Below are 14,169 nucleotides of genomic sequence, written 5' to 3' on the forward strand. Positions count from 1 at the left end.
TGACCGCCATACCGTGTCGAACTCAGTACGGTGATCGTTTCAACCGTGTTATTGGCCGGTCTGGTAGCTGAGGCCGTGCCCGACCTTGTAGAGGGCATAACCGTTCGGCTCCAGATAACCCGGCACATCCGATTTGTTTTCATCAACGGCCTTTTGGGAAACCGGTATCGTAAACGGCAGCTTGCCGGTCGGTTTATACGCTCCGCTCACAATGTCCAGCAGGGCTTCCGGCGTAGTCCCAAATGTGGCCACCAGGGTTTTGGCCGCAGCGCTGTCCAGTTCATCCAGCACCCAGGGGTTCGAGAAGTTGATAGCGATAATGGATGGTTTGCTTTTGATGAGGTCATTGATGTGCCCGATGTCGACCCGGTTCTTCGACAGGCTCAGTTCAATGGATTTTCCGGCCGAACTGAACAAGCCGCCCCCGTTGGGAACGAGCCATACCAGCACGACATCAGCTTCTTCTTTGGTCGATACAAACTCAAACGCGGGATTATTGGCCGGCTTCAGCACGCTGATGGGGTTGTTGTTCCGACCGTTGTCGTAATAGGTTTCAAAATACACCTTTGTTTTGGGAGCCAGGGGCAGCAGTTTGGCGTCATTCTTCAGGAGTACAATGGATTTGCGGTGGGCCAGATCCGCCTTTTTCTGAAACGCTGCGTTACCGACCAGCGTTGACGCTTTCTCTTCATCTACGTACGGATTCTCGAACAGGCCCAATTCAAATTTTTCCTTCAGCAATCGGGCCACTGATTCGTTGATGCGGGCTTCGGATACCAGACCTTTCTTCACGGTTTCCAGCAGGATGGTTGGGTCGGCCGTTCCGGAGAAGATATCGACACCCGCTTCCAGGGCTTTCTGGTAACGCTGGTGCAGCGACAGGTTTTCGACACCCCAGGGCATCATTTCGATGGGGCCGGTATCGGAATTGACGATGCCGTTGAAGCCCAGTTTTTTTCGCAATAGGTCCTGAATGATGGCTTTGTTGTACGAGAAGCCAACTTCTTCGAACGCCTTGCCTTTGGGGCTGGAGTAATACGGCATAATGGCCGACGTTCCGGCCTCAATGGCCGCCTTGAACGGCTTGAGGTGGTACTCAAACATACCACCCGGATAGTGCGCGAACTTGCCCCAGTCAAAATGGGAGTCCTGCCCGCCTTCCTGCGGCCCGCCACCGGGGAAGTGCTTGGTAGTCATGGCGACGGAGCCGTTACCCAGCTTCGGGCCCTGAAACCCCAGCACCACTTCGCGAATCATACTGGCGGCCCAGTCGGCATCTTCGCCGAAGGTACCTTCTATGCGTTGCCAGCGGGGTTCGGTCGCCAGGTCGGCCATGTACATATAGCCTTTGCGAAGACCCACCGCCGACCACTCCTGCCGGGCAATATCGGCAAACTCGCGGGTGAGCTTCAGGTCGTGCATGGCCGACAAACCCAGTTCTCCCGGCCATTTGGAAAACGCCGTGGTGCCCACGCTCAAACCCGTAGCGGCATCAATGGTGACGTGGTTGCGGGGGTTAGACGCGACAATGGCCGGAATCCCCAGCCGCGATGTTTCGCAAAGAGCCTGGAGGTTATTGGCCCATTCGGCAATGGTACGCGGTGCGGTATTAGCGCGGAGGATGAAGTGGCGCAGGTGAGCCTGGGTAACGCCTTTGGTCGTGCCGGCGGCCGACATCATGGGCACCGGCAGCGGCTTGCGGGTAAAGATATTGTTCGTCGTCACCATATCCTCCTCGTTAAACGCGCTCGTAATCTGGGCCGGGCCGCGTTCGGCTCTGGCTCCGCCCGCATTGGGTCCAAATGCATTATCGCCCGCCATGCGGGTGGTACTGATCAGCATAAACCCGACTTTTTCCTCCAGTGTCATCTGCGACAGCAGGTCGTTTACCCGAACCTCAACGGGCAGGCGCCAGTCTTCGTACTTGTCGAGTTTTTTGTTTTTGTTGAGGTCTTTAAACTGGAGTGATTTATCCGTAATGACCTCAGCACTCCGTTTCCCCAATACCGGCTGAGCGGCTTTCTGGGCGAAGGCGATAGGGGCTACTACACACAGGGAAGCAATTACGGCGACAATGTTTTTCATTGGGTCAGGCGTTAAGAATTTATTTTTTGTGCAGATCTCGATGAATAGATTTGCCAAAGATGTTCTTTGGCAAATCTATTCATCGAGATCTGGGAAGAATTAGCAGAATGCGGCAAAAACTATGCAGAATCCGATATATCACTTCGCGCAGTCTTCCATTAAGAAAGAGCGTACCAGAGATTTAACTACTTAATTTACGGGAAAATCATTCTACCCGTTGCCGGAATTCCCTGGGTGTAAGGCCCGTTTTGGCTTTAAAAAAACGTGTAAAATCGCTAGGATTGGTTTCGGAGAATTTAAAGGCAATTTCGCTGATAGAGAGGGGTGTTTGCTTCAGTAACACCTTGGCTTCCAGAATAATCATGTCGGACAGCAACTCCTGCGACGTTTTGCCGATGGTGGCTTTCACGCATTTGTTCAGGTGGTCGGGCGTGACGGCGAGCATCGACGCGTACTCGGTAACTTTGTGGGTCTGGTAGATATGCTGGGAGAGGAGATTCTTGTATTTTTCGGTAACGCGTACGGCCGCGTTCTGGGGGGGCGGTCCGGTGCCTTTCCGGACAATACTCAGTTCGGTAAATAACGTGAGCAGATAAGCTGTAATCAGGATGGTGTTCAGCGATTGATTCGACTCGTATTCGGTCAGCAGCCGGTTCAGGATATTCAGCACCGGCTGTATCAGCGGGTCATTAATGTGAACGAGCGGGTCGCCGGAAAACTGCCAGAAACTGAATTCTTCCTGGAATGGAGTATGCGGAATCAGCCTGTTGAAAATCTCGGCGTCGAAGTGGCAGAAGAACCCTTTGGCATCCGGGCTGAGGTATTCGTGCGTGGAGATCTGGAAAGCGGGCAGGAAGAAGAACGTATTCCGGGAGAATTCGTACCGGTGCAGGCCTTTGCTGCGGGTGGAGCGACCTTCGGTCAGAAACAGGAAATCGAACACCGTTTTGCGGTGCGGCAGCAGGGGGAATTTAATTTTCGTGATAACGTCCTCAATCCGGTTGATATGAAACAGGTGGTGAAATTCCGCCATCGGCATTGTCCACTCCAGCCCAAAATGGTGAATGTTCAGTTCGCGGGGCGATAAAGGCGCTATTTTCTGTACATCCTGTTTCATGGGTTACCCATACATACCGGCTATACATACCGAAGCCCGAATGCTACATTCGGGCTTCGGTATAAAAAACAATGTTACTTTTTGCCGGCAACATCGTCTTATCAATAGTTTATAAGTGGAACGTTAAAGCCAGGTCCGAAATGAGGCCAGGCTTTTTTGTTTCCGGTAAAAATACAACAGAATAATTTAAAAAATCAAGGCCAACGGCTGATTTTCTGCACAAAAACGGGAGATTCCTGTCACCTGCGTCTGCTAGGGTATCCGCTCAAGAATGACGGCATAGCCCATGCCTACCCCAACGCAAAGCGTAGCCAGGGCGTAGCGCTTATTCTGTCGCTGTAATTCCAGCGTGGCGGTTTGCACCAGCCGCGTTCCCGACATACCCAGCGGATGCCCCAGGGCGATAGCTCCGCCATTGGGGTTGATACGGGGATCGTTATCAGCTAGTCCTAACTCACGGATGCACGCCAGCGATTGGGCTGCAAAGGCTTCGTTCAGTTCAATCACGTCCATATCGTCCAGTGTTAGTCCGGCTTTTTGCAGCACGTTGCGGGTGGCCGGTACGGGGCCGATGCCCATAATGCGCGGCTCGACACCAACTACAGCCGAGGCTATAATGCGGGCCTTTGGCATAAGGTTGTACCGCTTCACGGCGTCGTCGGAGGCAATGAACATGGCGGCTGCTCCGTCGTTGAGCCCCGACGAATTACCGGCCGTCACCGTTCCGCCTTCTTTTTTGAAAGACGGCTTTAGTTTGGCCAATACCTCCGGCGTCGTTTGGGGCTTTACAAATTCATCCGTATCGAACAGGGTGGCAGGTCCTTTCCTGGCCGGAATTTCTACGCCCATGATCTCCTCCGCCAACCGGCCCGACTGCTGAGCCTGAGCGGCTTTTTGCTGCGAATTATACGCAAACCGGTCCTGATCCTCGCGGCTGATGGTGTATAGCTCCGCCAGGTTTTCGGCCGTAACGCCCATCGCATCGGTGCCGTACATGTCGTGCAGCCTGGGGTTGACAAACCGCCAGCCAAAGCTGGAGTCGAACATCTGCGCGTCGTTGCCGAAGGGTTTCGAGGTCTTGGAAATCACCCAGGGGCCCCGTGTCATGTGCTCCATACCTCCGGCGATAAACACATCACCGTCACCGGCCTTAATGGCCCGGTTGGCGTGAATAATTGCCGACAAGCCCGACGAGCACAGCCGGTTTACGGTTTCGCCGGGCACAGTATACGGCAATCCGGCCAGCAGCAGCGCCATACGGGCTACGTTGCGGTTGTCTTCCCCAGCCTGATTGTGGCAGCCCAGGATCACATCATCGATGGCATCGGGCGGTATATTCGGGTTGCGGTTGAGTAATTCTTTTATCGGTAAAGCCGCCAGATCATCGGCCCGCACGGGCGACAAACTTCCCCCAAAACTTCCAATGGGGGTGCGGATCGCGTCTATGATGTATGCATTCATGTGGTTTTGGTCAATGAACTAATGAACTAATCAACTACTCAACCAAAAATGTGCACTAGTCATTCCCCTCACCTCCTCCAGCGTGGCGCCGGGCATGAGTTCCAGCAGGGTGAGTTTGCCCGCTGGGTAGGCGAAAACGGCCAGATCGGTAATGACCATATCGACTACACCGGTGGCGGTCAGCGGCAGGGTGCAGTGCGGCACAATCTTGGGCGAACCGTCGGGGTTGGTGTGCGTCATGGTGATGATTAGCCGTTTGGCTCCTTTGGCCAGGTCCATAGCGCCCCCTACGCCGAGCAGCGGTTTGCCGGGCACGGCCCAGTTGGCCAGGTTGGCGGCTTCATCCACCTCCAAACCACCCATGATGGCAACGTCGATATGCCCGCCCCGAATCATGGCGAAGGAATCGGCGCTGTCGAAGTAGCTGCTGCCCTTCAGAGCCGTTACGGGTATTTTACCGGCGTTGACCGGGTAATCCATCGCCCCACCGCCATCGGCCGGTACCGGACCTACGCCCAGCATGCCGTTTTCGGTATGCAGGATAATGCCGTGTTCTTCGGTGATCAGGTCGGCCACCAGGGTCGGGATGCCGATGCCCAGGTTGACCACATCGCCTTTTTTCAGTTCGGCCAGCGCCCGGCGTGCCATGTTCATGCGCCGGTCGTCTACTTTTTTCGACGACGATACCGAGGCCGATGTCCCTAAATCCTCCAGGGTGAGCGTGGCCTGTACCAGGTAATCGACAAAGCAGCCGGGCGTATGCACATGCTCCGGCGCAATATCACCGACGGGCACAATCTCCTCCACTTCGGCAATGACCAGGTCGGCGGCCGTAGCCATCGCTTTGTTGAAGTTGTTTTCGGTCATGCGATACTGTAGATTTCCCGCCGTATCGGCCCGCCAGGCCCGGATAAACGCCACATTGCCGCGAATGCTGGGAATAAATACCTGCTCCACGCCATTGATTACTTTGGTTTCCCGCCCCTGCGCCAACGGTGTACCCGCCGACGTAGGCGTATAAAAGCCCCCGATACCAGCCCCGCCCGCCCGAATCGCTTCGGCCAGGGTGCCCTGCGGCAATAGTTCATAGTCGACCTGCCCCGTTTGGGCGGCTTTTACCGCATCGGGATTGGAGGTAAAGAACGAGCCGATGATCTTTTTGAGCTGCCCGTTGCGGAGCAGCCGGCCCCCGCCCAGACCAGTTTCGCCGGTATTATTCCCGACAAACGTCAGATTTCCGGTTCCGGTTTCCGCCAGGGCGTGCATCAGGTGAACCGGATTGCCGGTCATGCCAAAGCCGCCCTGCAGGAGCGTATCACCGTCTTTTACCAGTTTTGCGGCCGTATAAACGTCAATAATGGGTACTTGCTTCATGGGGTTGGAAGTGGAGTAAACGCGTCAAACGGCAATCCTACGTAGTTCTCGGCAATGGTAGCCGCGTAGGCGTCCGACATCCGGATATAATCAAATTTAGCCCGTTGCAGCCGGTATTGGAACGAGCCGTGTTCGGCTTGTTTATGGAACAGGGTGGTCATGAAGTTGGAAAAATCCTGCGCCCGCCAGATGCGCCGGAGCGCTGTTTGGGTGTACTGCTCCAGCCCCCGGCATGAGTTATGGCGGTAATAATCGACAAACCCATCGACCAGATGCTTTACGTCGGCAATGGCCAGGTTTAAGCCTTTGCCGCCCGTTGGGGGCACAATATGGGCGGCATCGCCCGCCAGAAACAGGCGGCCAGCCTGCATATTGTCAATCAGGTAGCTGCGCATGGGCGTGATGCTTTTTTCAAAGATAGGGCCGCTTTTCAGCTCCCAGCCGGGCGTACCCAGGCGTACCGACAGCTCCTCCCAGATCTGATCGTCGGACCAGTTGTCGACATGGTCATCGTTTTCCACCTGAATATACAGCCGGCTCACGGTAGATGAGCGGAGGCTGTGTAGGGCAAAGCCGCGCTCGTGGTAGGCATAGATCAGCTCGTCGGAGGAGGGCGCTACATTGGCCAGAATACCCAGCCAACTGAACGGGTAGGTAATGGAATACTCGTTGTAGGTGTTGGTAGGCAGGGTTTTGCGCCCGATGCCGTGGAATCCGTCGCAGGCGGCCACAAAGTCACAGGCTATAACCCCTTCTTCACCTTCCTGCTCAAAATAGATTTTGGGCTGGTTGGTGTCAAAAGCCGCAATCTGGCGTGCGGGAGCCTCAAACAGTATCGTTTCTCCGGCGGATAGCCAGGCATCAGTCAGGTCTTTAACAACCTCCTGCTGCCCGTAGATGGTAATATGGCGTCCCCCGGTATGCTGGTCGAACGGAACCCGGATACGTTCGCCGTCGAAGCTCAGGTACACGCCATGATGGGTATGCCCCTCACGCACCAGCCGACCGGCCAGGCCGAGGTCTTTGAGAATGTCGACCGTATTTTGTTCCAGCAAACCAGCGCGTACGCGGGCCTGTACGTACTCCCGGCTCCGGTGCTCAATAATGACCGACTCGATACCCTGCTGTTTGAGCCAGTGCGCCAGCGTCAGACCCGCCGGGCCTGCGCCAATAATACCCACCTGTGTTCTGATCTGCTTCATAAGCTTTTTAATGATGAATGACTATGCCGGCACTGTGTACGGTGACTATTCATCTGATAGGCGAATTCCGTTCATCATTCATCGTTATTAAAACTTCCATCGCTGCGTGACAGGCTTCGTTGGCGGCTGGTAAGCCGCAGTAGATCGCTGAGTGCATAATGACTTCTTTAATTTCCTCTACGCTCACGCCATTGTTGAGGGCGGCCCGCACGTGCATCTGGAATTCGGTTTTGCGGTTGAGGGCAATCAGCATTGCCAGGGTAATCAGGCTTCGGTTGGGCTTGGATAGGCCCGGCCTCGTCCAGATGTCGCCCCAGGCGTAGTGGGTAATAAAGGCCTGAAAATCGCGGGTAAGGTCGTTGATCTGCTGGTTGGCTTTGTCTACATGCGCATCGCCCAGCACGGTCCGGCGAACGTGCATCCCCCTGTCGAACGTCGACTCGCCAACCAGAAAGTCGATCAGCACCTGGGCGTAGCGTTGGGGCAGTTCGGTGGCTGCCAAATGCCGGGTGGGCAGAAGCTGAAGCCGGGCGCTGGGTATGCGGGTTGTCAGAAATTCGGCCTGCTCCACGTTGGTCACCGGATCTTCATCGCCGGTGATCACCAGCGTTTCTACCGAAAGCTGCGGCAGCATGTCCCGGAAATCGGCATCGCGGATGGCCGCGCAGCAGGCAGTGTAACCCTGTACGTTGCTGCGCAAAAACATGGCTTTGGTATCGGCTACCCGCTGGGGGTTATCGCGCCGAAACCCTTCGGTAAACCAACGCTCCATGGTATCGTCGACGATGGCCGCCATGCCCTGTTGGGTAACGGTATCGATTCGGTCGTTCCAGCGCTCGTCGTTGCCGATTTTAGCGCCGGTGTTGCTGAGGACCAGTTTTTTGATGCGCTCGGGATGATGGATGCCGAGCCACTGTCCGATCAGACCGCCCATCGACAGGCCGCAGAAATACGCCTGCCGGATGTCGAGCGTATCCAGCAGGTCGATAACGTCCTGCCCCAGCCGGTCGATAGTGTACGGGCCGGGCGTGATGTCGCTGCCGCCGTGGCCGCGAGTGTCGTACCGCAGCACCCGAAAGTAGGGCAGCAGGTAGGGCAACAGTTCATCCCACATCATCATCTCCGACCCCAGGGAGTTGGAGAAAACCAGGACCGGGCTGGCGGGAGTGCCTTGAAGTGTGTGGTTGAGGGGCATATGGGTGAAAGAGTGAATGAGTGGTGGTTGTTGCTGATGTTATTGGGTTTTGGTGATGTGGTGTTGGTGCAGGATGGTGTCGATGATGTCCAGGCTTTGGCCGATGGCGTTTTCGGGCTTGAAAAGCTCATCGGGTTGGGGCAGGTCCACGTTTAGCCCGAATAATACGTCTTTGAGGTGTTTCTGCTGTGCAATGGCCTGTTTGGTCGCTTTTTCGAGCAGTTCGTGCGCTGCGGCTTTGCCCAATGTTGGGGCCAGGGCCAGCGAAACCGTTTCGGCATAGATCAGGCCGTTGGTCTGTTCCAGGTTTTGGGCCATGCGCTGCTCGTCTACCTCCAGGTGGCGAAGGAGTTCAAGGCTTCGCGCTACCGTCCCGGCGGTTAGCTGCATAATCTCCGTAAGCACCTCCCATTCCGAATGCCAGAGCCCTGCCGAGCGTTCGTTTTCCTGGAGCATAGCCGCCAGCATGGTCGCTACCAGACTGGGCACCCGGTTGGCATTGGCCAGAATAGCCGTACACGTCACCGGATTTCGTTTGTGCGGCATCGTGCTGGAGCCGCCTTTCCCCTCGGCTTTCCCTTCCAGTACCTCAGCAATTTCGGTCTGCATCAGCAGCGACACATCTTTGGCAATCTTGCCCAGGCTGCCGGTCAGGATACCCAGTGCAGCCGCCAACTCAGCTACATTATCCCGCTGAGTATGCCAGGAAACCGAGGGCGACAGTCCCAGTTGGTCCGCCATATGCTGCTGAACCGGGGCCGAAATGGACGCATTGCGGCTGCCCACTGCGCCGGCCAGTTGAAGAACCAGTACCCGCTTCCGGACATTGGCCAGTCGTTGCCGGTTGCGCATTACCGCATCCAGCCAGTAGGCGGTTTTCAGGCCAAAGGGAATAGGCTTAGCCTGCTGCAGCAGTGTCCGGCCAACCATCACGGTTTGGCGATGGGTGCGGGTGAGCGCAGCCAGCGTATCCTCCAGAGTCGAAAGCCGGGTTTCCAGCCACTCGCAAACACTTTTGATGGTCAGCACCGTGGCGGTATCCACCACATCCTGACTGGTAGCGCCCAGATGCACAGCGCGGGCAGCGTCCGGGTCACGTTGGCCAACCTGTTCCGTCAACTGCTTCACCAGCGGAATGGCGGCATTCCCGCTCAGCGCAATATCCCTGCTGAGTTTTTCCAGATCCAGCAGGGCCACGCTGCAACAGGTGGCAATAGCGTCTGCCGATGCCGCCGGAATAAGCCCACTGTCGGCCTGCGACCGGGCCAGCGCGGCCTCAAACCGGAGCATATGCTGCACGGTGGCTTCATCCGACAGCAGCGGCTGTACATCGGCACTATAGAACAAGCTGGCGTAGAGCGACATACCGGTACGAATTGGCAATGATTCAGATGTCAAAAAAAACGGTTTCCTGCTCGCCCTGCATAAAAATATTGAACTCGTAGCCGGTTGGCGTTTTTCGGGCAATGAGCGTTTGACGGCGTTCGGCCGGGACGGCGTTCAGGACTTCGTCGGTCGCGTTAGCTTCGGTTTCGTCGGCAAAGTACAACCGGGTATAGGAGTGAAGCAACTGCCCCCGCATGAACACGATCACGGACAGATGCGGAGCCTGCCCGTCTACAGAACCCGGCTTGAGGGCATAAAAGACAAACCGGTTCTCCGGGTCAGTACCGGTGCCGAACCGCCCAAACCGTTTATTGGCAGCGTCCCAGAGTTCAATCATTGCGTCTTCGATGGGTCGGCCCTCGCCGTCGAATACCTTACCGGTAATGGTAATAGCCGCCGGCTCATCCAGCGGGTTCACCAGCAGATTGCCGACCAGACTTTTAAAATCGTAGCGGTATTGTTCCGGTACCAGTCCGTAGGCAAAATACGGGCCTACCGTTTGCGAGGGCGTTTGGCGGAGATGGTTCATTGGTTGATTAGTTGATTGGTTCACTGGTTGATTGGTTAATTGGTTGGATGGTTCACCAACGAACTAATTAACCAATTAACCAACATTCCCCCGCAGGACAAAGTCGAAGCGGTAGCCCAGGGCAAAATGCGGCTCGGTGATGCCGAGGTCGAACTGGCAAAGCAACAAATCGCGGCCTTTGGGCGGAGTACTCAGGTATACCGGGTCGTGCTGCAGCAGCGGATCGCCGGCGAAATACATCTGCGTAACCAGGCGGGTGGTGATATTCGGCCCAAACAGCGAAAAATGAATGTGGTTGGGTCGCCAGGCATTATAGTGGTTGCTCCAGGGATAGGCACCGGGTTTGATGGTGTAGAATTTGTAATACCCGTCGGCATCGGTCATGACCCGGCCGGCGCCCAGAAAGTTTGGGTCCAGTGGTGCATCGTGCTGATCGACCTTATGCACATACCGCCCGGCGGCATTGGCCTGCCAGATTTCGATGAGCGTGTGCGGAATGGGCCGGCCGTTTTCATCGCGGACGTAACCGTGTACAACGATCCGCTCGCCCAGCGGCTGCCCATTTCTGACGGCGTTTTTGGTGAGGTCGTGGTCGAGCGGCCCCACGTGCATATCGCCGAAAACAGGCCCGGACAGCTCAGACAAGGATTGGTTGATGACCACCAGCGGCTGGGTAGGTGCCCGCAGCACCGTCGATTTATAACCCGGGGCCAGATACGGTGGGTGTACCTCCCGGTCGAAGTTATTGTAGGTAAGCCGGCTCATAGATAAAAGGCTGTTGCCTGCGTAAGGCTGCTTGCAAAGCTACCCGAATTTGAGGGTATCAGCTTGGAGGAACCAAAAATAAACGCGCACAAATCGAAAAAAAACAGAGTGTGGTTTGATAACGAAAACCCCGTGGTGTAGATAAATAGGCGACAGGCATTAAACGCCGGTCGGAAAAAAATATCTAACCAATAAACGCTCTACGCCATGGAAGCCCGTCCGCAAACCGCCGTTGTCCGCATGTTGTGCGGCATTAATTCGGCCGATTACACCTACCATCGGCTTACCTTTTTCGAGTCGGGCCGGGTCCGGATTGAAAGTCCGTATTCACAGATCGACACCCATCAGGAAGTACCCATCGTAGAAGACAGCGCCCGGCTGCACAAGTGGCTGATCTGGGATCTGGAAGAACACCAGACCGAGCAGTGGGTGTAAGCTGCAGGCTAAACGTCTGATACCTGATACACCGGTGGCCGATAAAAGTTGGAAATGGCGCAACAGAAACGCTCAATTTCTGTTTAGAATACGTAAATTGAGCATTCTCTTACAGACCATATCGAATGGCTAAACTGATCGATAACCTTCTTGACCTGAACCAGATACAAAAACAGTGGGGTACAGAAGTAAAGCGGTGTTTTTTTATATACGATGTTACCAGTGATTCAAAACGGGGAAAACATCGTCACAAAAAGAGCCGCATGGCGTTGTCGTGTCTGAATGGTACGGTGCGGGTATATGTGCAGAATCGGCGGACAGATGCGCATTATCTGCTTAGCCGGCCCGAACAGTGCCTGCTGGTGGAGCCGGAAGAATGGCGCATCATGTACGATTTCAGCCCCGGTGCCATTCTCTTAGTGTATTGCTCTACTCCGTTCGACGCCAGTGATTACATTGATAAACCGTACTTCCAGGCACCCAGCCTGGACAAAGGCTTCCTGAAAAAAGTGTTCGGCTCCCGACTCTGGCCCAACGCCGTACGCCTGCGTTTATAAGTACCGGTTAGCCGTCATGCCCGGACCGGGCCGCTGCATCGTTCAGTATTATTCGGATACGCTGCTACCCAAATACCGGTCAAAGCAGCGTAACGCCCTGGCCAGGGAGTGGGTCGCCCGGCGGCATGCTGTCTCCGGCTTTCTCATGCTCATTGGTGGATTCTTTGCCTGTTTTTTGGGACGAAACGGCCTGAAAATAGTTGATTAGCCTGAGTCCCTACCCGATAAACGGCATAGTTCACAGACAGCGATGAAAGAACCCAGACGATTATTTGACTGCCTGCAGTACCAGTTGGAAACGCTTCCGTTGGCCGATGCGCTGGCGGCCAGAGAAAACGGCCATTGGAAAACATACAGTACCCGCGAGGTGCGCGACCTGGTCAACCAGATCAGTGCGGGTCTGCTGAACCTGGGTGTCTCGGCCGGCGACCTGAGCGTGGAGAAACGGGATAAGATCGCGGTAATCAGCAAAAACCGGCCGGAGTGGGTGATGCTCGATCTGGCCGTGCAGCAGATCGGGGCGGTGCTGACGCCTTTTTACCCCACCATCAGCCTCAGCGAACTACAGTTTGTGCTGCAGGATGCCGCCGTTACCTACGTTTTCGTCAACGATACCGAACTGTACCAGAAGGTCGATAGTCTGCGGGCCTCACTGCCGGCCCTGCGGGGGATCTTTACCTTTGAGCCGGAGGTGGATCTTCCTCACTGGAAAACCATGCTGGCCGATGTAACCCCCGACATAGCCGAACACCTCCGGCGGATCAGCGATACCATCCGGGCCGACGATCTGGCGACCATTATCTACACCTCCGGCACTACCGGCACACCCAAGGGGGTAATGCTTTCCCACAAAAACATCCTCAGCAATGTCTTCAGCAGTTACCCTCTGTTTGCCGAGATTGGTATTACTGGTCAGCGGGCGTTGAGTTTTCTGCCGCTGAACCATGCTTTTGAGCGGACGGCTACCTACTGTTACCTCTACATGGGCTGCTCTATTTACTACGCTCAGGCTATGGATACCATCGGCGAAAACCTGCGGGAGGTGAAGCCTACGGTATTTACCACCGTACCGCGCCTGCTGGAAAAAGTGTATGAAGGCATTATGGCCAAAGGTGCCCAACTGACAGGCATTAAAAAGAAACTGTTTTACTGGGCTGTTAACCTGGCTACCCGATTCGAGATCAACCGGCCACGTAGTTTCTGGTACAACCTGCAACGCTCGGTTGCCGATCGGCTGATCTTCAGCAAATGGCGGGAAGCCCTGGGCGGCAACGTAAAAGCCATCATTACGGGGGCGGCAGCCTGCCAGATAAAACTACAGCGCATCTTTACGGCGGCCGACATTGTGATTATGGAAGGCTACGGCCTCACGGAGACATCGCCCGTCATCAGCGGTAATCGTTACAACGAAGAGAATCGTATGTTTGGTACCGTTGGGCCGTTGCTAAAAGATGTGCAGGTGATAATTGCCGACGACGGCGAGATCCTGGTGAAAGGCCCGAACGTAATGATGGGCTACTACAAACGCCCCGACCTGACCGCCGACGTGATGGCCGGCGAGTGGTTCCGCACCGGTGATATCGGCGAGCTGGTGGCCGGCAAATTCCTGAAAATTACTGACCGAAAAAAAGAGATTTTCAAAACCAGTGGCGGCAAATACGTGGCTCCGCAGCCCATTGAGAACAAGCTGGTAGAAAGCCCCTGGATTGAGCAGATCATGGTGGTGGGCGCCGATCAGAAGTTTGTCTCGGCGCTGATTGTGCCGGCGTTCAACAAACTGAAAGAATGGTTTCAGGAGAGCGGCAAAACCTATCCGGGCAACGAGGCTGTTATTACCGACAAAAGCGTTATGGGCCTCATCCGCGAGGCCATCAACCAGTCCAATCCGGCCTTCAATCCGGTCGAGCAGGTTAAAAAATTTGAACTCCTGCCCCGTGAGTGGACTATCGATGGCGGTGAACTGACACCTACCCTGAAGCTCAAACGCAAGGTTATTCTGGAGAAATATCGGGCCGTAATAGACCGAATTTATTCGGCATCTTCTCTGGCCTGACCGGAGACCA

At 55.4% G+C, this 14,169-nt stretch carries 13 protein-coding genes; 4 read left to right on the forward strand and 9 right to left on the reverse strand.

The genetic code is table 11. From position 1 onward, the window contains the following. Positions 1–48: 48 nt before the first annotated feature. The 9 genes from ABD931_RS00695 to pcaH form a co-directional block, all read right to left on the reverse strand. Positions 49–2,085 (reverse strand): glycoside hydrolase family 3 protein, encoded by a 2,037-nt coding sequence (locus ABD931_RS00695; RefSeq protein WP_345262905.1) that lies wholly within the window; start codon positions 2,083–2,085, stop codon positions 49–51. 205 nt (positions 2,086–2,290) lie between these two features. Further along, complete coding sequence (locus ABD931_RS00700; protein WP_345262908.1) at positions 2,291–3,202, reverse strand: helix-turn-helix domain-containing protein; 912 nt, start codon at positions 3,200–3,202, stop codon at positions 2,291–2,293. 252 nt (positions 3,203–3,454) lie between these two features. Beyond that, entirely contained in the window at positions 3,455–4,663 is a 1,209-nt protein-coding gene (gene pcaF, locus ABD931_RS00705; RefSeq protein ID WP_345262910.1) for a 3-oxoadipyl-CoA thiolase, read from the reverse strand. Between the two features lie 30 nt (positions 4,664–4,693). After that, positions 4,694–6,037, reverse strand: coding sequence for a 3-oxoacid CoA-transferase (locus ABD931_RS00710; RefSeq protein WP_345262913.1), 1,344 nt, complete (start codon positions 6,035–6,037; stop codon positions 4,694–4,696). Continuing rightward, a complete protein-coding gene (locus tag ABD931_RS00715; protein WP_345262915.1) occupies positions 6,034–7,239 on the reverse strand; it encodes a 4-hydroxybenzoate 3-monooxygenase in 1,206 nt (401 codons plus the stop codon). Before ABD931_RS00715 ends, ABD931_RS00710 begins: the two co-directional genes overlap by 4 nt. Positions 7,240–7,288: 49 nt before the next feature. Further along, complete coding sequence (pcaDC, locus tag ABD931_RS00720; RefSeq protein ID WP_345262918.1) at positions 7,289–8,434, reverse strand: bifunctional 3-oxoadipate enol-lactonase/4-carboxymuconolactone decarboxylase PcaDC; 1,146 nt, start codon at positions 8,432–8,434, stop codon at positions 7,289–7,291. 39 nt (positions 8,435–8,473) lie between these two features. Continuing rightward, positions 8,474–9,799, reverse strand: a complete 1,326-nt coding sequence (gene pcaB, locus ABD931_RS00725) for a 3-carboxy-cis,cis-muconate cycloisomerase (protein ID WP_345262920.1) — start codon at positions 9,797–9,799, stop codon at positions 8,474–8,476. A gap of 22 nt (positions 9,800–9,821) precedes the next feature. Then, positions 9,822–10,349, reverse strand: coding sequence for a peptidase associated/transthyretin-like domain-containing protein (locus ABD931_RS00730; RefSeq protein ID WP_345262922.1), 528 nt, complete (start codon positions 10,347–10,349; stop codon positions 9,822–9,824). A gap of 75 nt (positions 10,350–10,424) precedes the next feature. Then, complete coding sequence (pcaH, locus tag ABD931_RS00735; RefSeq protein ID WP_345262924.1) at positions 10,425–11,114, reverse strand: protocatechuate 3,4-dioxygenase subunit beta; 690 nt, start codon at positions 11,112–11,114, stop codon at positions 10,425–10,427. A gap of 207 nt (positions 11,115–11,321) precedes the next feature. Between pcaH and ABD931_RS00740 the strand changes: the two genes are divergently transcribed. The 4 genes from ABD931_RS00740 (at position 11,322) to ABD931_RS00755 (ending at position 14,159) form a co-directional block, all read left to right on the forward strand. After that, a complete protein-coding gene (locus ABD931_RS00740) occupies positions 11,322–11,549 on the forward strand; it encodes a hypothetical protein (RefSeq protein WP_345262926.1) in 228 nt (75 codons plus the stop codon). A 125-nt stretch (positions 11,550–11,674) separates the two neighbouring features. Then, positions 11,675–12,106 carry a sugar 3,4-ketoisomerase gene (locus ABD931_RS00745; RefSeq protein ID WP_345262928.1) on the forward strand — a complete coding sequence of 144 codons (432 nt, stop codon included), beginning with the start codon at positions 11,675–11,677 and terminating at the stop codon, positions 12,104–12,106. A gap of 16 nt (positions 12,107–12,122) precedes the next feature. Then, complete coding sequence (locus tag ABD931_RS00750; RefSeq protein ID WP_345262930.1) at positions 12,123–12,314, forward strand: hypothetical protein; 192 nt, start codon at positions 12,123–12,125, stop codon at positions 12,312–12,314. Positions 12,315–12,356: 42 nt separating this feature from the next. After that, the gene (locus ABD931_RS00755; protein WP_345262932.1) at positions 12,357–14,159 is read left to right on the forward strand and encodes an AMP-dependent synthetase/ligase; all 1,803 of its coding nucleotides are present in this window, start codon (positions 12,357–12,359) and stop codon (positions 14,157–14,159) included. Positions 14,160–14,169 lie beyond the last annotated feature (10 nt).

The organism is Nibrella viscosa (genome assembly GCF_039541875.1).
In the GTDB taxonomy this organism is placed as follows: Bacteria; Bacteroidota; Bacteroidia; order Cytophagales; family Spirosomataceae; genus Nibrella; species Nibrella viscosa.

Excerpts from the sequence above, each read along its gene's own strand:
- ABD931_RS00695 (WP_345262905.1), bottom strand. The coding sequence starts at position 2,085 with ATGAAAAACATTGTCGCCGTAATTGCTTCCCTGTGTGTAGTAGCCCCT.
- ABD931_RS00700 (WP_345262908.1), bottom strand. The coding sequence starts at position 3,202 with ATGAAACAGGATGTACAGAAAATAGCGCCTTTATCGCCCCGCGAACTG.
- pcaF (WP_345262910.1), bottom strand. The coding sequence starts at position 4,663 with ATGAATGCATACATCATAGACGCGATCCGCACCCCCATTGGAAGTTTT.
- ABD931_RS00710 (WP_345262913.1), bottom strand. The coding sequence starts at position 6,037 with ATGAAGCAAGTACCCATTATTGACGTTTATACGGCCGCAAAACTGGTA.
- ABD931_RS00715 (WP_345262915.1), bottom strand. The coding sequence starts at position 7,239 with ATGAAGCAGATCAGAACACAGGTGGGTATTATTGGCGCAGGCCCGGCG.
- pcaDC (WP_345262918.1), bottom strand. The coding sequence starts at position 8,434 with ATGCCCCTCAACCACACACTTCAAGGCACTCCCGCCAGCCCGGTCCTG.
- pcaB (WP_345262920.1), bottom strand. The coding sequence starts at position 9,799 with ATGTCGCTCTACGCCAGCTTGTTCTATAGTGCCGATGTACAGCCGCTG.
- ABD931_RS00730 (WP_345262922.1), bottom strand. The coding sequence starts at position 10,349 with ATGAACCATCTCCGCCAAACGCCCTCGCAAACGGTAGGCCCGTATTTT.
- pcaH (WP_345262924.1), bottom strand. The coding sequence starts at position 11,114 with ATGAGCCGGCTTACCTACAATAACTTCGACCGGGAGGTACACCCACCG.
- ABD931_RS00740 (WP_345262926.1), top strand. The coding sequence starts at position 11,322 with ATGGAAGCCCGTCCGCAAACCGCCGTTGTCCGCATGTTGTGCGGCATT.
- ABD931_RS00745 (WP_345262928.1), top strand. The coding sequence starts at position 11,675 with ATGGCTAAACTGATCGATAACCTTCTTGACCTGAACCAGATACAAAAA.
- ABD931_RS00750 (WP_345262930.1), top strand. The coding sequence starts at position 12,123 with ATGCCCGGACCGGGCCGCTGCATCGTTCAGTATTATTCGGATACGCTG.
- ABD931_RS00755 (WP_345262932.1), top strand. The coding sequence starts at position 12,357 with ATGAAAGAACCCAGACGATTATTTGACTGCCTGCAGTACCAGTTGGAA.